At 53.5% G+C, this 21,918-nt stretch carries 35 protein-coding genes; 33 read left to right on the top strand and 2 right to left on the bottom strand.

What is annotated here, in order from left to right:
• Positions 1–11: 11 nt before the first annotated feature.
• The 33 genes from tuf to KHU33_RS00615 all read left to right on the top strand — a co-directional run bounded on the left by tuf (position 12) and on the right by KHU33_RS00615 (position 19,205).
• On the top strand, positions 12–1,205 hold the full coding sequence (tuf, locus tag KHU33_RS00775; protein ID WP_211460609.1) for an elongation factor Tu: 1,194 nt from the start codon (positions 12–14) through the stop codon (positions 1,203–1,205).
• 104 nt (positions 1,206–1,309) lie between these two features.
• Positions 1,310–1,627: a 30S ribosomal protein S10 gene (gene rpsJ, locus KHU33_RS00770; RefSeq protein ID WP_038484649.1), complete on the top strand. Its 318-nt coding sequence runs from the start codon at positions 1,310–1,312 to the stop codon at positions 1,625–1,627.
• Positions 1,628–1,893: 266 nt separating this feature from the next.
• Entirely contained in the window at positions 1,894–2,550 is a 657-nt protein-coding gene (gene rplC, locus KHU33_RS00765) for a 50S ribosomal protein L3 (protein WP_211460608.1), read from the top strand.
• Between the two features lie 3 nt (positions 2,551–2,553).
• Entirely contained in the window at positions 2,554–3,174 is a 621-nt protein-coding gene (gene rplD / locus KHU33_RS00760; RefSeq protein ID WP_211460607.1) for a 50S ribosomal protein L4, read from the top strand.
• On the top strand, positions 3,171–3,488 hold the full coding sequence (gene rplW, locus KHU33_RS00755; RefSeq protein ID WP_211460606.1) for a 50S ribosomal protein L23: 318 nt from the start codon (positions 3,171–3,173) through the stop codon (positions 3,486–3,488). The genes rplD and rplW overlap by 4 nt, the downstream gene beginning before the upstream one ends.
• Positions 3,488–4,315: a 50S ribosomal protein L2 gene (gene rplB / locus KHU33_RS00750; RefSeq protein WP_038484661.1), complete on the top strand. Its 828-nt coding sequence runs from the start codon at positions 3,488–3,490 to the stop codon at positions 4,313–4,315. The genes rplW and rplB overlap by 1 nt, the downstream gene beginning before the upstream one ends.
• Positions 4,316–4,325: 10 nt before the next feature.
• Positions 4,326–4,601 (top strand): 30S ribosomal protein S19, encoded by a 276-nt coding sequence (gene rpsS, locus KHU33_RS00745; protein WP_014004397.1) that lies wholly within the window; start codon positions 4,326–4,328, stop codon positions 4,599–4,601.
• A gap of 6 nt (positions 4,602–4,607) precedes the next feature.
• Positions 4,608–4,940 carry a 50S ribosomal protein L22 gene (gene rplV / locus KHU33_RS00740; protein ID WP_172656933.1) on the top strand — a complete coding sequence of 111 codons (333 nt, stop codon included), beginning with the start codon at positions 4,608–4,610 and terminating at the stop codon, positions 4,938–4,940.
• A gap of 9 nt (positions 4,941–4,949) precedes the next feature.
• Positions 4,950–5,795 (top strand): 30S ribosomal protein S3, encoded by an 846-nt coding sequence (rpsC, locus tag KHU33_RS00735; protein WP_211460605.1) that lies wholly within the window; start codon positions 4,950–4,952, stop codon positions 5,793–5,795.
• A gap of 2 nt (positions 5,796–5,797) precedes the next feature.
• Complete coding sequence (gene rplP / locus KHU33_RS00730; protein ID WP_092356322.1) at positions 5,798–6,217, top strand: 50S ribosomal protein L16; 420 nt, start codon at positions 5,798–5,800, stop codon at positions 6,215–6,217.
• A 12-nt stretch (positions 6,218–6,229) separates the two neighbouring features.
• A complete protein-coding gene (gene rpmC / locus KHU33_RS00725) occupies positions 6,230–6,421 on the top strand; it encodes a 50S ribosomal protein L29 (protein ID WP_014004401.1) in 192 nt (63 codons plus the stop codon).
• The gene (gene rpsQ, locus KHU33_RS00720) at positions 6,421–6,693 is read left to right on the top strand and encodes a 30S ribosomal protein S17 (protein ID WP_014004402.1); all 273 of its coding nucleotides are present in this window, start codon (positions 6,421–6,423) and stop codon (positions 6,691–6,693) included. Before rpmC ends, rpsQ begins: the two co-directional genes overlap by 1 nt.
• A gap of 235 nt (positions 6,694–6,928) precedes the next feature.
• Complete coding sequence (gene rplN / locus KHU33_RS00715; RefSeq protein ID WP_211460604.1) at positions 6,929–7,297, top strand: 50S ribosomal protein L14; 369 nt, start codon at positions 6,929–6,931, stop codon at positions 7,295–7,297.
• Positions 7,298–7,306: 9 nt separating this feature from the next.
• Positions 7,307–7,621, top strand: a complete 315-nt coding sequence (rplX, locus tag KHU33_RS00710) for a 50S ribosomal protein L24 (RefSeq protein WP_211460603.1) — start codon at positions 7,307–7,309, stop codon at positions 7,619–7,621.
• Between the two features lie 6 nt (positions 7,622–7,627).
• Positions 7,628–8,167: a 50S ribosomal protein L5 gene (gene rplE / locus KHU33_RS00705; protein WP_211460602.1), complete on the top strand. Its 540-nt coding sequence runs from the start codon at positions 7,628–7,630 to the stop codon at positions 8,165–8,167.
• A gap of 7 nt (positions 8,168–8,174) precedes the next feature.
• Complete coding sequence (gene rpsN / locus KHU33_RS00700; RefSeq protein ID WP_014004406.1) at positions 8,175–8,480, top strand: 30S ribosomal protein S14; 306 nt, start codon at positions 8,175–8,177, stop codon at positions 8,478–8,480.
• A gap of 14 nt (positions 8,481–8,494) precedes the next feature.
• Positions 8,495–8,890, top strand: coding sequence for a 30S ribosomal protein S8 (gene rpsH, locus KHU33_RS00695; protein ID WP_014004407.1), 396 nt, complete (start codon positions 8,495–8,497; stop codon positions 8,888–8,890).
• Positions 8,891–8,900: 10 nt separating this feature from the next.
• On the top strand, positions 8,901–9,434 hold the full coding sequence (rplF, locus tag KHU33_RS00690; RefSeq protein ID WP_041741097.1) for a 50S ribosomal protein L6: 534 nt from the start codon (positions 8,901–8,903) through the stop codon (positions 9,432–9,434).
• A 12-nt stretch (positions 9,435–9,446) separates the two neighbouring features.
• The gene (gene rplR / locus KHU33_RS00685) at positions 9,447–9,809 is read left to right on the top strand and encodes a 50S ribosomal protein L18 (RefSeq protein WP_038484675.1); all 363 of its coding nucleotides are present in this window, start codon (positions 9,447–9,449) and stop codon (positions 9,807–9,809) included.
• Between the two features lie 12 nt (positions 9,810–9,821).
• Entirely contained in the window at positions 9,822–10,340 is a 519-nt protein-coding gene (gene rpsE, locus KHU33_RS00680; protein WP_014004410.1) for a 30S ribosomal protein S5, read from the top strand.
• 10 nt (positions 10,341–10,350) lie between these two features.
• Positions 10,351–10,530, top strand: a complete 180-nt coding sequence (gene rpmD, locus KHU33_RS00675) for a 50S ribosomal protein L30 (RefSeq protein WP_038494775.1) — start codon at positions 10,351–10,353, stop codon at positions 10,528–10,530.
• A 26-nt stretch (positions 10,531–10,556) separates the two neighbouring features.
• Complete coding sequence (rplO, locus tag KHU33_RS00670) at positions 10,557–10,988, top strand: 50S ribosomal protein L15 (RefSeq protein ID WP_211442979.1); 432 nt, start codon at positions 10,557–10,559, stop codon at positions 10,986–10,988.
• Between the two features lie 34 nt (positions 10,989–11,022).
• Positions 11,023–12,354 carry a preprotein translocase subunit SecY gene (gene secY / locus KHU33_RS00665; protein WP_211460601.1) on the top strand — a complete coding sequence of 444 codons (1,332 nt, stop codon included), beginning with the start codon at positions 11,023–11,025 and terminating at the stop codon, positions 12,352–12,354.
• 37 nt (positions 12,355–12,391) lie between these two features.
• Complete coding sequence (infA, locus tag KHU33_RS00660) at positions 12,392–12,610, top strand: translation initiation factor IF-1 (protein ID WP_014004414.1); 219 nt, start codon at positions 12,392–12,394, stop codon at positions 12,608–12,610.
• Between the two features lie 25 nt (positions 12,611–12,635).
• A complete protein-coding gene (gene rpmJ / locus KHU33_RS00655; RefSeq protein WP_014004415.1) occupies positions 12,636–12,749 on the top strand; it encodes a 50S ribosomal protein L36 in 114 nt (37 codons plus the stop codon).
• Positions 12,750–12,776: 27 nt separating this feature from the next.
• Positions 12,777–13,142 carry a 30S ribosomal protein S13 gene (gene rpsM, locus KHU33_RS00650; RefSeq protein ID WP_092414068.1) on the top strand — a complete coding sequence of 122 codons (366 nt, stop codon included), beginning with the start codon at positions 12,777–12,779 and terminating at the stop codon, positions 13,140–13,142.
• A gap of 66 nt (positions 13,143–13,208) precedes the next feature.
• Positions 13,209–13,613, top strand: a complete 405-nt coding sequence (rpsK, locus tag KHU33_RS00645) for a 30S ribosomal protein S11 (RefSeq protein ID WP_014004417.1) — start codon at positions 13,209–13,211, stop codon at positions 13,611–13,613.
• A gap of 177 nt (positions 13,614–13,790) precedes the next feature.
• Positions 13,791–14,414, top strand: coding sequence for a 30S ribosomal protein S4 (gene rpsD, locus KHU33_RS00640; RefSeq protein ID WP_092356384.1), 624 nt, complete (start codon positions 13,791–13,793; stop codon positions 14,412–14,414).
• A 154-nt stretch (positions 14,415–14,568) separates the two neighbouring features.
• The gene (locus KHU33_RS00635) at positions 14,569–15,546 is read left to right on the top strand and encodes a DNA-directed RNA polymerase subunit alpha (protein ID WP_211460600.1); all 978 of its coding nucleotides are present in this window, start codon (positions 14,569–14,571) and stop codon (positions 15,544–15,546) included.
• 171 nt (positions 15,547–15,717) lie between these two features.
• A complete protein-coding gene (rplQ, locus tag KHU33_RS00630; RefSeq protein ID WP_211460599.1) occupies positions 15,718–16,113 on the top strand; it encodes a 50S ribosomal protein L17 in 396 nt (131 codons plus the stop codon).
• 134 nt (positions 16,114–16,247) lie between these two features.
• Positions 16,248–16,580 carry a divalent-cation tolerance protein CutA gene (gene cutA / locus KHU33_RS00625; protein WP_211460598.1) on the top strand — a complete coding sequence of 111 codons (333 nt, stop codon included), beginning with the start codon at positions 16,248–16,250 and terminating at the stop codon, positions 16,578–16,580.
• Complete coding sequence (gene dsbD, locus KHU33_RS00620; RefSeq protein ID WP_211460597.1) at positions 16,573–18,441, top strand: protein-disulfide reductase DsbD; 1,869 nt, start codon at positions 16,573–16,575, stop codon at positions 18,439–18,441. Before cutA ends, dsbD begins: the two co-directional genes overlap by 8 nt.
• Positions 18,442–18,563: 122 nt before the next feature.
• Positions 18,564–19,205 (top strand): peroxiredoxin, encoded by a 642-nt coding sequence (locus KHU33_RS00615; RefSeq protein WP_211460596.1) that lies wholly within the window; start codon positions 18,564–18,566, stop codon positions 19,203–19,205.
• Positions 19,206–19,294: 89 nt separating this feature from the next.
• On the opposite strand, the gene KHU33_RS00610 is transcribed toward KHU33_RS00615, so the two are convergent.
• A complete protein-coding gene (locus KHU33_RS00610) occupies positions 19,295–20,473 on the bottom strand; it encodes a magnesium transporter CorA family protein (RefSeq protein WP_211460595.1) in 1,179 nt (392 codons plus the stop codon).
• On the bottom strand, positions 20,451–21,707 hold the full coding sequence (locus KHU33_RS00605; protein WP_211460594.1) for a sterol desaturase family protein: 1,257 nt from the start codon (positions 21,705–21,707) through the stop codon (positions 20,451–20,453). Before KHU33_RS00605 ends, KHU33_RS00610 begins: the two co-directional genes overlap by 23 nt.
• Positions 21,708–21,918 lie beyond the last annotated feature (211 nt).

Here is a 21,918-nt window from a genome sequence, read left to right as displayed (position 1 = left end):
GGAAGAATAAAATGGCAAAAGGTAAATTCGAGCGGACCAAGCCGCACGTGAATGTGGGCACGATTGGCCACGTTGACCACGGCAAGACCACATTGACAGCAGCGATCGCGACAGTATTGTCGAAGAAATTTGGCGGCGAAGCCAAAGCGTACGATCAGATCGACGCAGCGCCAGAAGAAAAAGCGCGCGGCATCACGATCAACACCGCTCACGTTGAATACGAAACTGCAAACCGCCACTACGCCCACGTTGACTGCCCAGGCCATGCTGACTATGTGAAAAACATGATCACCGGCGCGGCCCAGATGGACGGCGCGATCTTGGTATGTTCGGCAGCGGACGGCCCAATGCCGCAAACCCGTGAACACATCCTGTTGTCGCGTCAGGTTGGCGTGCCATACATCATCGTGTTCCTGAACAAAGCCGACATGGTCGACGACGAAGAGTTGCTCGAACTGGTTGAAATGGAAGTGCGCGAACTGCTGACCAAGTACGAATTCCCAGGCGACGACTTGCCAATCATCAAGGGTTCGGCAAAGCTGGCGCTGGAAGGCGACACAGGCCCGCTGGGCGAGCAAGCGATCATGGCCTTGGCTGAAGCGCTGGACACCTACATTCCGACACCGGAACGTGCTGTTGACGGCACTTTCCTGCTGCCAGTGGAAGACGTGTTCTCGATCTCCGGCCGCGGTACCGTTGTGACCGGTCGTGTTGAGCGCGGTATCGTGAAAGTTGGCGAAGAACTGGAAATCGTCGGTATCCGCGACACCCAGAAGACCACCTGTACCGGCGTTGAAATGTTCCGTAAGCTGCTGGACCAAGGTCAAGCTGGCGATAACGTTGGTGTGTTGTTGCGCGGTACCAAGCGTGAAGACGTAGAGCGGGGCCAGGTATTGGCCAAGCCAGGTTCGATCAAGCCGCACAAGCATTTCACAGGCGAGATCTATGTTCTGTCGAAAGACGAAGGCGGCCGTCATACACCGTTCTTCAACAACTATCGTCCTCAATTCTACTTCCGTACTACGGACGTGACTGGTTCGATCGAGTTGCCGAAGGATAAAGAAATGGTCATGCCAGGCGATAACGTGTCGATCACAGTGATGCTGATCAACCCGATCGCGATGGAAGAAGGTCTGCGTTTCGCGATCCGCGAAGGTGGCCGTACCGTTGGTGCAGGTGTGGTTGCCAAGATCCTGGCTGACTAATAGTAGTTGTAGTGCAATAAGCAAGCCGCTCCGGCGGTTTGCTGTCAATGTAACAATATGCCGTGGGTGGCAGTCATTCACGGTTCGTTCTTTTAAGGAAAATCATGTCAGCTCCTAACCAAAAAATCCGTATCCGCCTGAAAGCGTTCGATTACAAACTGATCGATCAATCCGCGCAGGAAATCGTTGATACAGCCAAGCGCACCGGTGCAGTTGTCAAGGGTCCGGTACCACTGCCAACACGTATCCAGCGTTTTGACGTACTGCGTTCGCCGCACGTCAACAAGACATCGCGCGATCAGTTCGAAATCCGTACTCACCAACGCCTGATGGACATCGTTGATCCAACCGACAAGACTGTCGATGCGTTGATGAAGCTGGATCTGCCAGCTGGCGTGGACGTAGAAATCAAGCTGCAGTAATAAATTCGCAATAATTGTGGGCAGACTTCAGGAGCCGCGGCAGCGCGGCAAATGGTCTGCCCCAGTTTTTGGCGAGTGTTGTAAATCAGGCTTAACCGGATAGGGTTTGACATACCACGACAAAGATGGTCTTGCAAATAAAAATTTACCCGGTTATACTGATCGGCTTCGGTGCGATTGCGGCGGTTTTCGTCTAAGCAGTCGCACTTATTTTAGTTGTACAAACATCAGCCCCGCCCAATCGTAGGCGGGAATGGAGAAAAACAATGAGCTTAGGCCTTGTTGGTCGCAAGGTTGGTATGATGCGCATCTTCACGGAAGATGGGGATTCGATCCCTGTAACCGTGCTGGACGTGTCGAACAACCGCGTGACCCAAATCAAAACGCCTGAAACAGACGGTTATACCGCTGTTCAAGTTGCATTCGGTCAGCGTCGCGCTTCACGCGTGACTAAAGCTGCTGCTGGTCACTACGCCAAAGCTGGCGTCGAGGCTGGTACCATCCTCAGAGAATTCCGCATTGATTCAACCAAGGCTTCCGAGCTGAAGGCCGGCGAAGTTATCGCTGCAAGCCTGTTCGAAGTCGGTCAAAAGGTTGACGTTCAAGGTGTCTCGATCGGTAAGGGTTACGCTGGTACCATCAAGCGTCACAACTTCTCGTCCGGTCGTGCTACCCACGGTAACTCCCGTTCGCACAATGTCCCAGGTTCCATCGGTATGGCGCAGGATCCAGGTCGCGTTTTCCCTGGTAAGCGCATGACCGGTCACATGGGTGACGTTACTGTAACCACGCAAAACCTCGAAATCGCACGTGTTGACGCTGAGCGCCAACTGCTGCTGGTCAAGGGCGCGGTTCCAGGTGCCAAGAACGGCCAAGTTGTGGTCAGCCCTGCGATCAAAATCAAAGCTAAGAAGGGAGCCTAATTCATGGAACTCAAGCTCCTGAATGACCAAGGTCAAGCTGCTTCGAACGTTGCTGCTCCGGATACCATTTTCGGCCGCGACTACAACGAAGCTCTGATTCACCAGGTCGTAGTTGCTTATCAGGCTAACGCTCGTAGCGGTAACCGTAAGCAAAAAGACCGTGAAGAAGTTCATCACACGACTAAAAAGCCTTGGCGCCAAAAGGGTACTGGCCGCGCTCGCGCCGGTATGTCGTCTTCGCCTCTGTGGCGCGGCGGTGGTCGGATTTTCCCGAACTCGCCTGATGAAAACTTCACCCACAAAGTCAACAAGAAGATGTATCGCGCAGGTGTCTGCTCGATCCTGTCTCAGTTGGCGCGCGAAGGTCGTTTGTCGGTCGTCGAGAATTTCTCGGTCGAAGCGCCAAAGACCAAACTGCTGTCGCAAAAGCTGAAGAGCATGGGTCTGGATTCCGTGTTGGTAATTACCGACAACCTGGAAGACAACCTGTTGCTGGCGTCGCGCAATCTGCCAGGCGTATTGATCGTCGAGCCGCGTCACGCTGATCCGGTTTCTCTGGTGTTCTACAAGAAGATCCTGATCACCAAGCAAGCTTTGGCTAAGATTGAGGAGATGCTGGCATGAACGCATTAGTTAAACATAGCGAAGAGCGCTTGATGAAAGTGCTGCTGGCGCCGGTCATTTCCGAAAAGGCAACGATGGTTGCGGAGAAAAACGAGCAAGTCGTTTTCCGTATCGCACCAGACGCTACCAAGCTGGAAGTCAAGGCTGCTGTCGAACTGCTCTTCAAAGTTCAGGTTGAGTCGGTACAAGTTGCCAATCGTCTGGGTAAGCAAAAGCGTAGCGGCAAGTCGATGGGCCGCCGCAACCATACCCGTCGCGCATTCGTATGCTTGAAGCCGGGTCAAGAGATCAACTTCACCGAGGAGGCTAAATAATGGCACTCGTTAAAGTTAAACCAACCTCGCCGGGCCGCCGTGGCATGGTCAAGGTCGTTAATCCCGACCTGTACAAAGGCCGTCCATTCGCTGCCCTGGTTGAGAAGAAATCGAAAACAGCCGGTCGTAACAACAACGGTCATATCACTACTCGCCACATCGGCGGTGGTCATAAGCAACATTACCGTCTGATCGACTTCAAGCGCACCAAGGATGGCATTCCTGCGAAAGTGGAACGTATCGAATACGATCCAAACCGCACCGCGAATATCGCTCTGTTGTGCTACGCCGACGGCGAACGTCACTACATCATCGCCACTAAAGGCATGGCTGTAGGCGACCAGGTAATGAGCGGCTCGGAAGCGCCGATCAAATCCGGCAACTGCCTGCCAATCCGCAACATTCCGGTTGGTACGATTCTGCATTGCGTTGAAATGCTGCCAGGTAAGGGTGCCCAAATGGCCCGTACCGCCGGCGCCGGCGTGGTGTTGATGGCTCGTGAAGGTACTTACGCTCAAATTCGTTTGCGTTCCGGTGAAGTTCGCCGCGTTCACATCGAATGCCGTGCAACCGTAGGCGAAGTCGGCAATGCCGAGCACAGCCTGCGCAAGATCGGTAAAGCGGGTGCGATGCGTTGGCGTGGTGTTCGTCCTACCGTTCGCGGTGTGGTCATGAACCCGGTTGACCATCCTCACGGTGGTGGTGAAGGCAAGACCGCAGCTGGTCGTCATCCAGTTTCGCCATGGGGCCAACAGACTAAGGGTAAGAAGACACGCAGCAACAAGCGTACTACTTCCATGATCGTCTCGCGCCGTGGCAAGAAATAAGGGGTAACACATGACACGTTCATTGAAAAAAGGGCCGTTCTGCGACGCCCATCTGGTGAAAAAAGTCGAAACCGCGCAAGCAGTCAAAGACAAAAAGCCAATCAAGACTTGGTCCCGTCGCTCGACCATCATGCCGGATTTTATCGGTCTGACGATTGCTGTGCATAACGGCAAACAACACGTCCCGGTATATGTATCCGAGAACATGGTTGGTCACAAGCTCGGCGAATTCGCGCTGACCCGTACGTTCAAGGGTCATGCTGCTGATAAAAAGGCTAAGAAATAAGGTCCGATGATGGAAACTAAAGCTACCCTCCGCGGTGTGCGCCTTTCGGCCCAAAAGGGCCGTCTGGTCGCCGACCTGATTCGCGGCAAAAAAATTGATCACGCGCTTAACATCCTGACTTTCAGTCCTAAGAAAGGTGCAGCTATCATCAAGCGTGTTCTGGAATCCGCAATTGCGAATGCCGAACACAATGACGGTGCTGACATCGACGAGCTGAAAGTCACGACGATATACGTGGAAAAAGGTTCGGTCCTCAAGCGCTTCACAGCGCGTGCTAAAGGCCGTGGCGATCGTATCTCGAAGCAATCCTGTCACATTTACGTGACTGTCGGAAACTAAGGAGTCACGATGGGACAGAAGATTCATCCAACCGGTTTTCGCCTTGCGGTTACACGTAACTGGGGATCCCGCTGGTATGCAGGCAATAGCAATTTTGCCCAAATGCTCGGCGAAGATCTGAAAGTACGCGCTTTCCTCAAGAAAAAACTGAAGAACGCATCGGTCGGCCGCGTTGTTATCGAGCGTCCTGCAAAGAACGCACGCATCACGATTTACAGCTCGCGTCCTGGTGTTGTTATTGGTAAAAAAGGCGAAGACATCGAAGTATTGAAGTCGTCGTTGACCAAGCTGATGGGTGTGCCGGTTCACGTTAATATCGAAGAAATTCGTAAACCTGAAATCGACGCACAACTGATCGCTGATTCGATCGCGCAACAGCTCGAAAAACGCATCATGTTCCGCCGCGCGATGAAACGCGCGATGCAGAACGCAATGCGTCTGGGCGCGCAAGGGATCAAGATCATGTCGTCCGGTCGTCTGAACGGTATCGAAATCGCACGTACCGAATGGTACCGCGAAGGTCGCGTGCCACTTCACACACTGCGCGCTGACATCGACTACGGTTTCGGCGAAGCTGAAACCACATACGGCATTATCGGCATCAAAGTCTGGGTTTACAAGGGCGATCGTCTGGCTAACGGCGAAGCGCCGGTAATCGACGTACCTAGCGACGATGACAAGAAACGCCGTGGTCCACGTCGTGATGATGGCAAACCAGCTGGTCGTCCACGTGCTAAAACTACAACGGCAGGTCCAGGAGCGCCAGCTGCGCGTCCAGTCCGTGCCAAGAAGCCGGATGGCGCTGCTGAAGGTGTTGCTGCTGTTGCTGCGCCGGCTGAGAAAGCAGGAGAATAATCATGCTGCAACCAGCACGCAGAAAATATCGTAAAGAGCAAAAGGGCCGCAACAAAGGCATTTCGCATTCGCGCGGCACTGCCGTGTCGTTCGGCGAATTTGGCTTGAAGGCGATTGGCCGCGGTCGTATCACCGCGCGCCAGATTGAAGCAGCTCGTCGCGCAATGACCCGTCATATCAAACGGGGTGGTCGTATCTGGATTCGCATTTTCCCGGATAAGCCAATTTCGCAAAAGCCTGCTGAAGTCCGGATGGGTAACGGTAAAGGTAATCCCGAGTACTACGTGGCTGAAATCCAGCCAGGTAAGGTGCTGTACGAGATGGATGGCGTCGACGAAGCTCTGGCGCGTGAGGCATTCCGTTTGGCTGCAGCTAAATTGCCGCTTTTGACCACGTTCGTCGTGCGTCAAGTTGGCCAATAATTGGAGTGAATCATGAAAGCATCTGAACTCCGCGACAAAGATCAAGCGGCCTTGACGAAAGAGCTGAACGAGTTGCTGAAGGCGCAGTTTAGCCTTCGCATGCAAATCGCAACTCAGCAATTGAGCAATACGTCGCAATTGAAGAAAGTTCGTCGCGATATAGCACGGGTCAAGACCGTCATCAATTCGAAGGGCGCCCTGTAATGAACGATCAAGTGAAACAAGCGCTCAAGCGCACGCTGGTTGGTAAAGTTGTGTCCGATAAAATGGACAAGACTGTTACCGTCCTGATCGAACGCCACGTCAAGCATCCTCTGTATGGCAAAATCATCGTGCGTACTAACAAGTACCATGCACATGACGAAACCAATCAGGCCAAGGAAGGCGACGTAGTCGAGATCCAAGAAGGACGTCCAATCTCCAAGACCAAAGCTTGGAGCGTGACACGTGTGGTACAAGTGGCACAAGTCCTGTAAGTATTTGTTGCGAGCCAAGCATTTTGATGTAATAATGCTTGGCTTCGCTCTTGTTGGCTTCCGATGAGAGCGATACAGAAAAATAGCACCACCCTGCAGTAAATTTTTGTACTAGCAAGAAGTTTTGGAAGTCGTCCACCTAAGCAGTGCGCTCAGCAGAGTTGCTCTGACAGGACCAAGACTGACCGTAAATCCGCATCGTGCGGCAGCGAGTTAAGTTGGGAAAGAAAATATTATGATTCAAACGGAAAGCCGGCTCGAAGTAGCCGACAACACTGGTGCACGCGAAGTTATGTGTATCAAAGTTCTGGGTGGTTCCAAGCGTCGCTATGCCAGCATTGGTGATGTGATCAAGGTTACCGTCAAAGTGGCAGCGCCACGTGGTCGCGTCAAAAAAGGCGAGATCTATAACGCCGTTGTCGTACGGACCGCTAAAGGTGTTCGTCGTCAAGATGGTTCGTTGGTCAAGTTCGATGGCAATGCAGCAGTGCTGCTGAACGCGAAGCTTGAGCCAATTGGTCCGCGTATTTTTGGACCAGTCACTCGTGAACTGCGCACTGAGCGCTTCATGAAGATTGTGTCGCTCGCGCCTGAAGTGCTGTAAGGAGTCGAGATGGATAAGATTCGGAAAAGCGACGAAGTAATCGTCCTGGCTGGTAAAGACAAGGGCAAGCGCGGTGTTGTAAAGCAACGCGTTGATGCTGAACACGTCATCGTAGAGGGTGTCAACGTTGCTAAAAAAGCGACCAAGCCAAACCCGATGACTGGTGTAACTGGTGGCATCATTGACAAGTTGATGCCAATTCACGTGTCAAATGTTGCGTTGTTCAACGCTGCAACTGGCAAGGCAGATCGCGTTGGTTTTAAAGATGTGGACGGCAAGAAAGTCCGCGTTTTCAAGTCCAGTGGCGAAGTTGTTAAGGTTTAAGAGATCATGGCCCGTCTCCAAGAATTCTATAAAGAAAAAGTCGTTGCTGACTTGACAGCGAAATACGCTTACAAGTCCGTGATGGAAGTGCCGCGCATCCTGAAGATCACCCTGAACATGGGTCTGTCGGAAGCGATTGCGGACAAAAAGATCATTGAACACGCTGTTGGTGATTTGACCAAGATTGCAGGTCAGAAGCCAGTCGTGACCAAGGCACGGAAAGCTATCGCGGGTTTCAAAATCCGTGAAGGCTATCCAATCGGTTGCATGGTTACATTGCGTGGCGCTCATATGTACGAGTTTCTGGATCGCCTGATCACTGTCGCGCTGCCGCGCGTGCGTGACTTCCGTGGCGTCTCCGGTCGTGCATTTGACGGTCGTGGTAACTACAATATCGGCGTGAAAGAGCAGATCATTTTCCCCGAAATTGAGTACGACAAGATTGATGTGTTGCGTGGTATGAATATCAGTATCACGACGACTGCAAAGACCGACGACGAAGCAAAATCGCTTCTCGCCGCATTTAAATTTCCGTTCAGAAACTGAGGTTGCCATGGCAAAACTGGCACTGATTAACCGTGAACAAAAGCGCGCTGACCTGGTAAAGAAATACGCCGGCAAGCGTGCCGAGTTAAAGGCAATCATTGATGACCAATCGAAGTCGGAAGAAGAGCGCTACGAAGCTCGCTTGAAATTGCAAGCGCTGCCACGTAACTCGGCTCCGACCCGTCAACGTAATCGTTGCTCCCTGACTGGTCGTCCACGTGGCACTTTCCGCAAGTTCGGTCTGGGCCGTATTAAGCTCCGTGAAATCGCCATGCGTGGCGAAATTCCGGGTATGACTAAAGCAAGCTGGTAATAGGAGAATATGCAATGAGTATGAGCGATCCTATCGCCGATATGCTGACCCGTATCCGCAATGCGCAAGTAGTTCACAAGACAACCGTGGCAATGCCATCGTCGAAGGTCAAGATTGCGATTGCCAACGTCCTCAAGGACGAGGGTTACATTGAAGATTTCGCTGTCGCAGAAGAAGGCGGCAAAGCGGAACTCAAAATCGGTTTGAAGTATTACGCCGGCCGTCCTGTTATCGAACGTCTTGATCGCGTGTCCCGTCCAGGGCTGCGTATCTATAAGGGCAAAGATGACATCCCTAACGTGATGAACGGCTTAGGTGTGGCAATTATTTCGACACCTGCTGGTGTCATGACGGACCGCAAAGCGCGCGCAACCGGTGTCGGTGGCGAAGTTATTTGCTACGTCGCCTAAGGAGTGCAACATGTCTCGTGTAGGTAAAATGCCGATTGCACTGCCAACTGGCGCGGAAGCGACCATTACAGCAGCGCAGATCACAGTTAAGGGCCCGCTGGGCTCGCTTTCCCAGGCTTTGAATGGCCTGGTAAAAATCGAAAACAACAACGGCACGCTGAATTTCGCTGCCGCTGACGACAGCCGTGAAGCCAATGCGATGTCAGGCACCCTGCGTGCTCTGGTCAACAACATGGTCAATGGCGTTACCAAGGGCTTCGAAAAGAAGCTGAACCTGGTAGGCGTTGGTTTTCGTGCGCAAGCACAAGGTGACAAGTTGAATCTGTCGCTCGGTTTCTCGCATCCGGTGGTTCACCAAATGCCGCAAGGCGTGACCGTGGCAACCCCGACGCAAACCGAGATCCTGATCAAGGGTATCGACAAGCAACGTGTTGGTCAGGTTGCTGCAGAAGTTCGTGCTTACCGCGAACCTGAGCCTTATAAGGGCAAGGGCGTTCGTTACTCGGACGAAGTGGTAATCCTTAAAGAAACCAAGAAGAAGTAATAGGGGTTGACGATGGATAAGAAACAATCACGTCTGCGCCGTTCACGCCAAACGCGTGCCAAGATCGCAGAGTTAAAGGTGAACCGCCTGGCAGTGCATCGTACCAACTTGCACATTTACGCCAGCATCATCGGCCCTGACGCTAAAGTGTTGGCTTCGGCCTCCACACTGGAAGCTGAAGTACGTGCAGAACTGGCCGGCAAGTCCGGTGCAGGCGGCAATACAGCAGCTGCAGTTCTGGTTGGCAAGCGCGTTGCCGAGAAGGCACTGAAAGCTGGAGTTACCGAAGTTGCGTTTGATCGCTCCGGTTTCCGTTACCACGGCCGCGTCAAGGTGCTGGCAGATGCCGCCCGCGAAGCCGGTCTGAAGTTCTAAGGAAGAATCGTCATGGCAAAAATGCAATCGAAAATGCAAAGCGATAAGCCGGATGATGGCATGCGCGAAAAAATGATCGCGGTCAACCGTGTGACCAAAGTGGTCAAGGGTGGTCGTATCATGGGTTTCGCAGCATTGGCTGTTGTTGGTGATGGCGATGGCCGTATCGGCATGGGCAAGGGCAAATCCAAGGAAGTGCCAGTTGCTGTGCAGAAGGCTATGGAAGAAGCCCGTCGCAAGATGATCAAGGTAACGCTCAAGAACGGTACTCTGCAACACGCTATTTCCGGCAAGCACGGCGCGTCATCGGTTTTGATGCTGCCAGCTAAAGACGGTACTGGTGTTATTGCCGGCGGTCCAATGCGCGCAATTTTTGAAGTGCTGGGTGTGACGAACGTTGTGGCCAAGTCCACAGGTTCCACCAATCCGTACAACATGGTTCGTGCTACTTTGAACGGCTTGTCAAAAATGAACACTCCATCGGAAATCGCTGCCAAGCGCGGCAAGTCCGTTGAAGAAATTCTGGGCTAAGGTGATCAAAATGACAAAAACTGTAAAAGTACAATTGATCAAGGGTTTGATCGGCACGCGCGAAACTCATCGTGCGACAGTTCGCGGTCTGGGCCTGCGTCGCGTTAATTCGGTTTCCGAATTGCAAGACACACCAGCTGTGCGCGGCATGATCAATAAAGTGTCCTATCTTGTGAAAGTGGTGTCGTAAGCTTACGCTTGCGAACGGAGCAAATTATGGAATTGAATACTATTCAACCTGCAGATGGCGCCAAGCATTACAAGCGTCGCGTTGGTCGTGGTATCGGCTCGGGCCTGGGTAAGACAGCCGGCCGCGGTCACAAGGGTCAAAAATCGCGTTCGGGCGGTTTCCACAAAGTCGGCTTTGAAGGCGGTCAAATGCCTTTGCAACGTCGTTTGCCAAAACGCGGCTTCAAGTCGATGGCAACCCCGTACAAAGCTGAAGTTCGCTTGTCGGACCTGGAAAACCTGCCTGTAACTGAAGTGGATATCCTGGTGTTGAAGCAAGCTGGCGTGATCGGCGAGCTGGCACGTGTAGTACGCGTCATCCTGTCGGGCGAAGTCACTAAAAAGGTTACGCTCAAAGGTTTGATCGCTACTAAAGGTGCAAAAGCTGCGATTGAAGCTGCCGGCGGATCGGTTGCTTGATTTGTCGTTCTAACTCGTAGCAATGGAGCAATAAGTGGCGACTTCTCCCCAACTTGCAAAGAGTGCTGCGAGCGGCTTCCCATGGGGCCGTCTGTGGTTCTTGCTTGCTGCATTGGTTGTATATCGTATCGGTGCACATATTCCCGTACCGGGAATTGACCCGTCGCAGTTGGCGCAATTGTTTAAGCAGCACCAGGGCGGTATTTTGGGCATGTTCAACATGTTCTCTGGTGGTGCGTTGTCGCGGTTCACCGTGTTCGCGCTGGGGATCATGCCGTATATCTCGGCATCGATCGTGATGCAATTGATGTCGATTGTGTCGCCTCAGCTGGAAGCGTTGAAGAAAGAGGGCGAATCCGGTCGCCGCAAGATTACTCAATACACCCGTTACGGTACGCTGTTGCTAGCGACCTTTCAGGCTCTGGGGATCGCGGTAGCGCTGGAATCACAACCTGGCCTGGTGTTGGATGCCGGCTTGGCCTTCCGCTTCACAACAGTTGTGACGCTGGTGACAGGAACGATGTTTTTGATGTGGTTGGGCGAACAGATTACCGAGCGTGGTCTTGGTAATGGTATCTCGATCATCATTTTTGCGGGTATTGCAGCTGGTTTGCCAAATGCGATCGGCGGTTTGTTCGGTCAGGTAAGCACCGGTTCCATGAGTGCCTTGTCGGCGATTCTGATTTGTTTGATTGCAGCCGGCGTGACATTCCTGGTGGTATTTATCGAACGCGGTCAACGCAAGATTCTGGTGAATTATGCCAAGCGTCAAGTGGGCAACAAGATTTATGGCGGTCAAAGCAGTCATTTGCCGTTGAAGCTGAACATGGCTGGTGTAATTCCACCAATTTTCGCTTCCTCGATCATCCTGTTTCCTGCGACAATCACGAGTTGGTTTACTTCCGGTGATTCAACCAATCCGGTAGTCAACTTCCTGAAGGACATGGCGGCTTCGTTGGCGCCAGGCGAACCGATTCATGCTTTGCTGTATGCGATTGCGATTGTGTTTTTCTGCTTTTTCTACACCGCGTTGGTGTTCAACAGCAAGGAAACAGCTGACAACCTGAAGAAAAGCGGGGCGTTTGTACCAGGAATTCGTCCGGGTGAGCAGACGGCACGTTATATCGACAAGATTTTGATGCGTTTGACTCTGGTTGGCGCGGTCTATATTACGGTTGTGTGCCTGGTTCCGGAATTCTTGATCGCTCGCTGGAAGGTGCCGTTTTATTTTGGTGGTACATCGCTGTTGATTATCGTAGTGGTCACCATGGATTTCATGGCGCAAGTACAGAATTACGTGATGTCGCAGCAATATGATTCGCTGCTGCGCAAGGCTAATTTCAAGGGCGGCGTTTCGACACGCTAAGTGTAGAAATGAACGACCAAAGGAACCAGTAGACCGAATGGCAAAAGACGACGTTATCCAGATGCAAGGCGAGATTCTTGAGAATCTCCCCAATGCAACATTTAGAGTCAAGTTGGAAAACGGACATATCGTCCTCGGTCATATTTCTGGCAAGATGCGCATGAACTATATTCGCATTCTGCCAGGAGATAAGGTGACGGTAGAATTGACACCTTATGATTTAAGCCGGGCACGGATTGTGTTCCGTACCAAGTAACTTTTAGTATAGAAAGAAGACGAAAATGAAAGTGCTCGCATCAGTCAAGCGGATCTGCCGCAACTGTAAGATCATTAAGCGCAAAGGCGTTGTTCGCGTCATTTGTACAGAACCGCGCCATAAACAGCGCCAAGGTTAATTAACGTTATTGATCGAGGAATAACGAATGGCACGTATTGCAGGGGTCAACATCCCCAATCATCAGCACACCGTCATCGGCTTGACAGCCATCTACGGTGTTGGCCGCCCACGCGCACAAGAAATTTGCGACGCAACGGGTATTTTGACTACGAAGAAGATCAAAGATCTCGACGATAACGAGCTGGAAAAGCTGCGCGACGAAATTGCAAAATTCGTCGTCGAAGGTGACCTGCGTCGTGAACTGTCGATGAACATCAAGCGTTTGATGGATCTGGGTTGCTATCGTGGTATGCGTCATCGCAAAGGCTTGCCTTGCCGTGGTCAACGTACTCGCACCAATGCACGTACCCGCAAGGGCCCGCGCAAAGCCGCTCAATCGCTGAAGAAATAATTAGGCTGCCATTTCACCGTGGCAACTGATTGTTTCATTTAGGTAGTCGGATTCAAGGAAATTATTATGGCAAAGTCCCCAAATAACGCCGCAGCAGCACGTGTGCGTAAAAAAGTTAAAAAGAACGTTGCTGAAGGTATCGCGCATATCCACGCGTCTTTCAACAACACCATCATCACGATTACCGATCGTCAAGGTAACGCGTTGTCGTGGGCGACATCTGGTGGCGCTGGCTTTAAAGGCTCCCGCAAGTCGACTCCATTTGCAGCGCAGGTTGCCGCCGAAGCCGCCGGTAAAGTGGCTGTGGAATGTGGCGTCAAGAATCTGGAAGTGCGCATCAAGGGCCCAGGTCCTGGTCGCGAATCCGCGGTTCGCGCTTTGAACAACCTGGGCATCAAGATTACCCAGATTCAAGACGTTACACCAGTGCCGCATAACGGTTGCCGCCCTCCAAAGCGTCGTCGTATCTAAATCTGTACAGATTTCGCTGTTGCCTGGCAATAGCGTATGCAAGTAGCCCGCCAATGACCTTGGCGGGTTTTGTTCTTAAGCCCACCGTCTGATTGAACGCAGATCAGACTAGCGCCGTGTCACTGCAACTTCGGTTGATAGTCGCGACTCGGCGTCATATTTTTAAAAGGAAGCATCGTGGCACGTTATATCGGACCTAAAGCAAAACTTTCCCGCCGTGAAGGTACGGACCTGTTCCTGAAGAGCGCACGCCGCTCGCTGGATTCCAAGTGCAAACTGGATTCCAAGCCAGGTCAACACGGCCGCACATCCGGTGCACGTACCTCCGACTACGGTAACCAATTGCGCGAAAAGCAAAAGGTCAAGCGTATGTACGGCATTCTGGAACGTCAGTTCCGTCGTTATTTCGCTGAAGCCGACCGTCGCAAGGGCAACACCGGTGAAACGCTGTTGCGTTTGCTGGAAGCGCGTCTGGACAACGTTGTTTACCGTATGGGTTTCGGTTCGACCCGTGCTGAAGGCCGTCAATTGGTCTCGCACAAGGCGTTCACCGTCAACGGCAACGTAGTCAACATCGCGTCTTACCAAGTGAAGCCAGGCGACGTTGTTGCCGTTCGTGAAAAAGCCAAGAAGCAAGTACGTATCGTTGAAGCTCTGTCGTTGGCAGAACAAGGCGGCATGCCATCGTGGGTTTCGGTTGATGCGAAGAAAATGGAAGGCACTTTCAAGTCCCTGCCAGACCGCAACGAAATCGCTAACGATGTCAACGAATCGCTGATCGTCGAACTGTACTCGCGTTAATTTTAGTTTTTCCGGCCCTGCCCGCAGTTATTTTTTCCGCAGGCGGGGCTTTTTCATCAGGGTGGCGCCGGCAATCTTCACGATTATCTGCGCCACCCTTAATGCCATCAGCCTTATCGGTGTAACGAGCCGAGGGTATTGAAAAGGACATTTCATGCAAAACAGCTTGTTGAAGCCACGTATTATCGAAGTAGAAGCACTGGGTTCCGGCCACGCTAAAGTCGTGATGGAACCGTTTGAACGTGGCTACGGCCACACCCTTGGCAATGCGCTGCGTCGCGTGCTGCTGTCGTCGATGGTTGGCTACGCGCCGACTGAAGTGACGATCGCCGGTGTGGTGCACGAATACTCGTCGCTCGACGGCGTGCAAGAAGACGTAGTCGATATTCTTCTGAACCTGAAGGGCGTCGTATTCAAATTGCATAACCGTGACGAAGTCACGCTGACTTTGAAAAAAGATGGTGAAGGCGCAGTGCTGGCTTCCGACATCGATCTGCCGCATGACGTCGAACTGGTGAATCCGGAACACGTGATTGCCCACCTGACCGCCGGTGGCGCACTCGACATGCAGATCAAGGTTGAAAAGGGCCGTGGCTACGTGCCGGGCAACGTCCGTCGTTTGACGGAAGATGCCAACAAGACTATCGGCCGCATCATTTTGGATGCATCGTTCTCGCCTGTACGCCGTGTTTCCTACGCTGTTGAATCGGCGCGTGTGGAACAACGTACCGACCTGGACAAGCTGGTCATCAACATTGAAACCAATGGCGTGATCACTCCGGAAGAAGCGATTCGCCAATCGGCACGCGTGCTGGTTGATCAACTGAACGTGTTCGCTGCACTGGAAGGCACCGAAGCTGCTGCTGAAGCCCCATCGCGCGCACCGCAAGTCGATCCTATCCTGTTGCGTCCGGTCGACGACCTGGAGCTGACAGTACGTTCGGCCAACTGCCTCAAAGCAGAAAACATTTACTACATTGGCGATCTGATCCAACGTAGCGAAAATGAACTGCTGAAGACGCCAAACCTGGGCCGCAAGTCCTTGAATGAAATCAAGGAAGTTCTGGCGTCGCGTGGTTTGACCCTGGGTATGAAGCTGGAAAACTGGCCGCCTGCAGGTCTGGAAAAGTAATATTTGTTGTTAGGCCAGGGGTGAGATAGAATCTCGCCCCTGAGCTTGTTTTGCCGCTCTACCTTTGTTGTATTTATTGTTGTACCTAATTTCAACCGGCCCGCGACCCAGGCGACACGCCAAAGTCGATCGAAGAGCTGGATGTAAACTCAAAAACTGAAAGGAATTACCATGCGTCATCGTCACGGTCTTCGTAAGTTAAATCGTACTTCTTCCCACCGCCTCGCCATGTTGCGCAACATGACTGTTTCGCTGCTGCGTCACGAAGCAATCAAGACCACATTGCCAAAGGCAAAAGAGCTGCGTCGCGTGATCGAACCTATCCTGACATTGGGCAAGACCGACACATTGGCAAACAAGCGCCTGGCATTCGCCCGTCTGCGCGACCGCGAAATGGTCTTGAAGCTGTTCGCTGAACTGGGTCCACGTTATGCAAACCGCAACGGCGGCTACCTGCGCATCTTGAAAATGGGTTTCCGCGTTGGCGATAACGCTCCTATGGCTTACATCGAGCTGATGGACCGTCCGGAAATCAGCGACGCTGCTGAAGTGCCGACAGCGGACTAAGCTTAACCAGCCAAGCTGCGTTACAATCAAAAGCCAGGCCTAGCCTGGCTTTTTTGCGTTCCGGGCGCTATTCCCTGGCCTTCTGGCCGTCACTTGGAGGCGCCTGCTGTAAGGATCGTTCTCGGGAATCGACTATGTCAGACGCCTTGCTTATATTCACCAACTTGCCTGACGCGCTCAGCGCGCAGGCTTTGGCGCGGCAACTGGTGGAACGCAAACTGGCCGCCTGTGTCAATATCCTGCCGGCGGTACAGTCGGTGTATCGCTGGCAAGGCGTGGTGGAGCAGGCCAGCGAGGTGACCTTGCTGATCAAGACTGTCGCCAGCCGCTACGCGGAGCTGGAAAGTGCGATCAAGGCGATCCATCCGTATGGATTGCCAGAAATAATTGCTTTACCGATTGCGGCCGGTTTGCCGGCCTATCTTGACTGGATTACTGCAGAAACCCAAAAGGACGTGAATGTTTAAGTCTCTCAAGCAATTGTCTGTGTTGTTTGCCATGCTGTTTGTGTTTTGCCTGGCGCATGCCGACGACGACGATTACCTGGCGCCGGAAGTGGCGTTCAAGTTTTCGGCACGCATGGCCGATGCCAAGACTGCTGAAGTGACCTATGCGATCGCCGATGGTTATTACATGTATCGCGAGCGGTTCCACTTCAAGGCCGAAGGCGCGACGCTGGGCGAAGCGCAGATTCCGGCCGGCACCGTCAAGTTCGACCAGACCTTCAACAAGAATGTCGAGACCTATCATCACAGTGTCATCATCCGCCTGCCGGTCGAAGCGAACGGCAGTTTCACGCTGATTTCCACCGGTCAGGGTTGCGCCGACAAGGGCTTGTGCTACCCGCCTATGGATTCGCGTATCAGCCTCTCTACGGTCGCTGGCAGCACGTCTGGAGGCTTGTTGAGCGCGATGGGTATTGCCAAAGGCGGCGCTGCTGCCGTTGATACGCCGCGAGCCAGGTCTGCGGCTGCCATTAACGCAGCTGCGGTTACTCCTCAGGTGTCAGGAAACGCGATTTTATCCACCCCGGCAGATACAGAAAGCGGCCGTATCGAATCGTCGCTGAAGGGCGGCAAACTGCTGGTGATCATGCCGCTGTTCCTGCTGCTCGGCCTGGGCCTCGCCTTTACTCCCTGTGTTTTGCCGATGGTACCTATCCTGTCGTCGATTATTGTCGGCGAGGGCGCCAAGACTAGCCGCCGTCGAGGTTTCCTGCTCTCCGTGACCTATGCGTTGGGGATGGCATTGGTCTACACCGCGCTTGGCGTAGCCGCCGGGCTGGCGGGCGAAGGGCTGGCTGCCACCCTGCAGAATCCCTGGGTGTTGTCGGCGTTTGCCTTGTTGATGGTGCTGATGTCGTTGTCCATGTTCGGCTTCTATGAATTGCAGTTGCCAGCGGCATTTCAAACCAAATTGACGCAGGCTTCCGGTCAGCAATCGGCCGGCAAGCTGGTCGGCGTGTTTGTCATGGGTGCGATTTCGGCATTGATCGTCGGGCCTTGCGTGGCGGCGCCGTTGGCGGGGGCGCTGGTGTATATCAGCCAGACGCGTGACGTGGTGATTGGCGGCAGCGCGTTGTTCGCAATGGCAGTCGGCATGAGCGTGCCGTTGATATTGGTCGGTATTTCTGCCGGCTCCCTGTTGCCGCGCGCCGGCGTCTGGATGGAATCGGTCAAGCGCTTCTTTGGCGTGCTGATGCTGGCGGTGGCGTTGTGGATGGTGGCGCCGGTTATCCCGGCATTGGCACAGATGCTAGGCTGGGCCGCCTTGGGCATCGGCTATGGCGCATTTCTGCTGTGGGGAAAATCGTCCGCCTGGTTCGCCAGGGCATTCGGCGTGGTATTCATGGTGTGCGGTGCGGTGCAGCTGGTCGGCGGTATCACTGGCGGGCGCGATGTGCTGGCGCCGCTGGCGCACCTGGGGGGAGCGCAGGAAAGCATTCGCACTCAATTCATCAAGGTTAAATCAGTGGCGGAACTGGACGCGGCATTGGCCCAAACCAACGGCAAACCGGCATTGCTGGATTTTTATGCCGACTGGTGCGTGTCCTGCAAGGAAATGGAAAAGCTCACTTTTACCGACCCGCGTATCCAGGCACGCTTTGGTGAAATGATATTGCTGCAAATCGATGTCACCGGCAACAATGCGGACGACAAGGCGATGCTCAAGCGCTTCAATTTATTCGGCCCGCCTGGCATCATATTGTTTGACGGACAGGGGCAGGAAGTGCCGCATGGCCGCGTCATCGGTTATCAGAACGCCGATAAATTCCTGCAGTCGTTATCGGTTCTGGATGCAAAAATAATCGCTAAACCAGCCGCCTGATCTTGCTTCTAACTGCAGCTTATGTCGATAGTCGATAAAATTCTTTAGGCTATGGCCGCGGCAACGCTATAGTTTCAGCTCTATCTATTTTGCAAACCCTGTGCAATTTAAAGGAGACTGAAATGACTTTACGCCTTGGCGATGTCGCCCCCGATTTTGAGCAGGACTCTTCGCTCGGCAAGATCAATTTTCATGATTGGGCCGGCGCTTCCTGGGTGGTGCTGTTTTCGCATCCGGCAGACTTCACGCCGGTCTGCACCACCGAACTTGGTTTGACTTCCAAATTGAAATCGCAGTTTGAACAACGCGGCGTCAAAGTGATTGCGCTGTCTGTGGATCCGGCTGACAGGCATCAGGAGTGGATCAAGGATATCAATGAAACGCAGAATACCGTGGTTGGTTTCCCCATCATCGCGGATGCCGATCGCAAAGTGTCCGAGCTGTATGATCTGATCCATCCGAATGCCAGCGCAACAGCAACCGTGCGCTCGCTGTTCGTGATCGATCCGGCCAAGAAAGTGCGGCTGATCATCACTTATCCTGCCAGCACCGGCCGCAATTTCGACGAAATCCTGCGCGTCATCGATTCCTTGCAGCTGACCGATAATTATTCGGTCGCCACGCCGGGAAATTGGAAGGATGGCGAAGATGTCGTGATCGTTCCTTCGCTGCAGGATGAGGCTGTACTCAAGCAAAAATTTCCCAAGGGTTACAAGGCGATTCGTCCTTATCTGCGCTTGACGCCGCAGCCTAACCGCGACTGATTTTGCTGCCGCATCGAAGTCGGCAGCTCTGAATAAAAAGCCTCGTTTTTTTTATGACGGGGCTTTTGTTTATTGCAAACAGGTGATGCTCAGCGTCGATCCAATGCCTGGCTTTCCAGGTAACGGCGCCGTTGGAAAAATACCAGCATGCCGATCACGATCGCCACCATGCTGCCCATCGCGATCCAGAATCCGGCATTGTTCTTTAGCAGCGGCATCTCGATAAAGTTCATGCCGAAAATCCCGGTAATCAGCGTCAGCGGCATGAACAGCGCAGTGATGACGGTGAGCGTGCGCATGATTTCATTGGTGCGGTGAGCGACTGCGGAAAAATGGATTTGCACCGCTGATTCGATCGATGACTCCAGCCGGCGCGCGTGATTCAACACGCGCGTGATATGTTCCATCACGTCATGGATGCGCACCAGCAGCAGATCCTTGGCGCGGCTGAGTTCGACGCCGTCGTCGATATCGACGAAGTAATCGCGCAATTCTTGTATCGCATCATGCTGTTCTTCGCACAGGTTTTCCAGTTTGCGCAATTCAATCCGCGCATCCAGCAGCGCCATCCAATCCTTGAACGGCCGGCGCGGATCGAGCAGCGTATGCTGCCAGCGATCCAGCTGCGTCGTCAGCGGCTGGCGCAGATCCAGATATTGATCGACCATGGCGTTGATCAGGCGCAGCAACAGATCTTCCGGCGATGTTGGCGGACGCGTCGAGTGCGGCGTTTTTTCCGGTTTGTTGCAAAGATCGAGCAGGCGCGTGCGCGCGGCCTCGATGGTGCGGCTGTAGCGTTCGTGGACCGTGACCAGCGCATGGTCCATGATCAGGAAAGTCACCGGTTGCGTCGCCAGCTTGCTCAACGCGGCGGGGATCCGGCGCTTGCTGCCTTCGCTTTCGGGGGCAGCTATTGGTGGCGCCGCACTTTTGTCGGCGGTATCTGGTGTGCCGTTTTCAGTTGGATGAGAATTGCCGTTTCCATTACCGCCGCTCGCGCCGTTCAGCATCAGCTTGCGAAATACCACCATGCCGTAATCCTGAGTCGAATCGAAATACGAGGGATGATTCGGATTCTGCGTATCCGTCATGTGCGGATCGTAGATCTGGACGCCGGTAGCGCGGGCAATGGCGTTGCGCCAGGCTTCCGGATCGGCGCTTACTTCTTCGTGGGTGGCGTCGATCCACAGGAAACCTTTGACCGGTACGGTGTCTGGGATTTCCTTGCTTTCGCTAACCTGATTGTCACTGATGAGAAAGATGTCCATGCATTGTCGATAAGCGTTTAAATATAAACCAGAGGCCTATCATCGAGACCAGTGATACGATGATGACGGCGCCCTGCATCAGCGGTGATAAGAATACCGCGCCAAACCAGATTTTGCCGATCACCACGCCGGCGCTGGTTGCCGCCAGCCGTAATGCTTCCAGCGCGATATAGTGCGGCCGCATCTCCATCAGGCCGCCGATAATCCACAGTGCGGCGACCAGCCAGCCGGCGTAAGCCAGACCCTCCAGCCAAGGCATGCTGACCTGGGCCGCCAGGAAATGGGTGGTGATCAGCAACACGATGGCGAATTGCAGCAAGCAATAGACCTGAGCGGCGCGGCTTAGTTGCGGATGATACAGCGGCCGGGCGATATCGAAAGGCGCGCTCGGCCATTTTGCAGCAACATCGGCGGGACGCCAGCCCGGCGCGGCAAGCCAGACCCGCAATTTGTCACCGAAGCGCCGCGCGTGCCAGGCATCCAGCCAGAGCACTTTATACACTTCGAAATTAGCCCAGATCGGATTCCAGCTGCGCAAGGGACTGCGGGTGCCATAGACTACCGGGTCCTGGTCGCGCTCTTCGATGAAGCTGCCGAACAGGCGGTCCCACAGAATCAGGATGCCGCCGTAATTCTTATCCAGATAGATATCGTTGACGCCGTGATGCACGCGATGATTCGACGGCGTGACGAACACCCGGTCCAGCCACCCCAATTTACCGATCTGCTGGGTGTGCACCCAGAATTGATAGAGCAGATCGATCAGCGCCAGCGCGGCGAATACTTCCACCGGATAACCAAGCACCGCCATCGGCACATAAAAAATCCAGCCCAGAATCGGGCCGCTGCTGGTCTGCCGCAAAGCGGTGGACAGATTGTAGTCTTCGCTTTGATGGTGCACCACGTGGGCTGCCCACAAGATATTGACCTCATGGCCGCAGCGATGCAGCCAGTAATAGCAAAAATCGTAGAGCAGCAGGCCGGACAGCCATACCCAGATGCTGTCGGCAGCCAGCTTATACAGCCCGATGTGATTCACGAGCCAAGCGTAGATGCCGATCCGCAGCACTTGCAAGAAGACGCCCGAGACCTGGCTCAGGACGCCCAGGCTGATGCTATTGATCGCGTCGTTGAGGCGATAGGTATTGCGTCGTCGCAGCAGGCCGACGATCAGCTCGATGAATATCAATAAAAAGAAAACTGGCGTCGCCAGGGTGATCACCTTCTCTTGCATATTTGTCTCCTGTCGCCTGGCGGCGATCGATGTTGTAGCTTTGCATGGTAACTGAAAGCCTGGGCGGAACAGGAGGGAGTGCTTGGATTAGAGAATAGGGTCTAGTGGCGTGTTTCGCAAATGATGAAAACCTCATAAGCGTTGCTTTTTGCGCCTAGCATGGCGCAAAAAATCGGTACTTCTGTGGTCAAGTAATGGGAAAGGTACTGCC

The sequence above is a fragment of the Collimonas silvisoli genome (assembly GCF_018305005.1).
Taxonomy (GTDB): Bacteria; Pseudomonadota; Gammaproteobacteria; order Burkholderiales; family Burkholderiaceae_D; genus Collimonas; species Collimonas silvisoli.
Note: the sequence above shows the minus strand (reverse complement) of the source record. Positions and strands in the feature narration are given on the sequence as shown.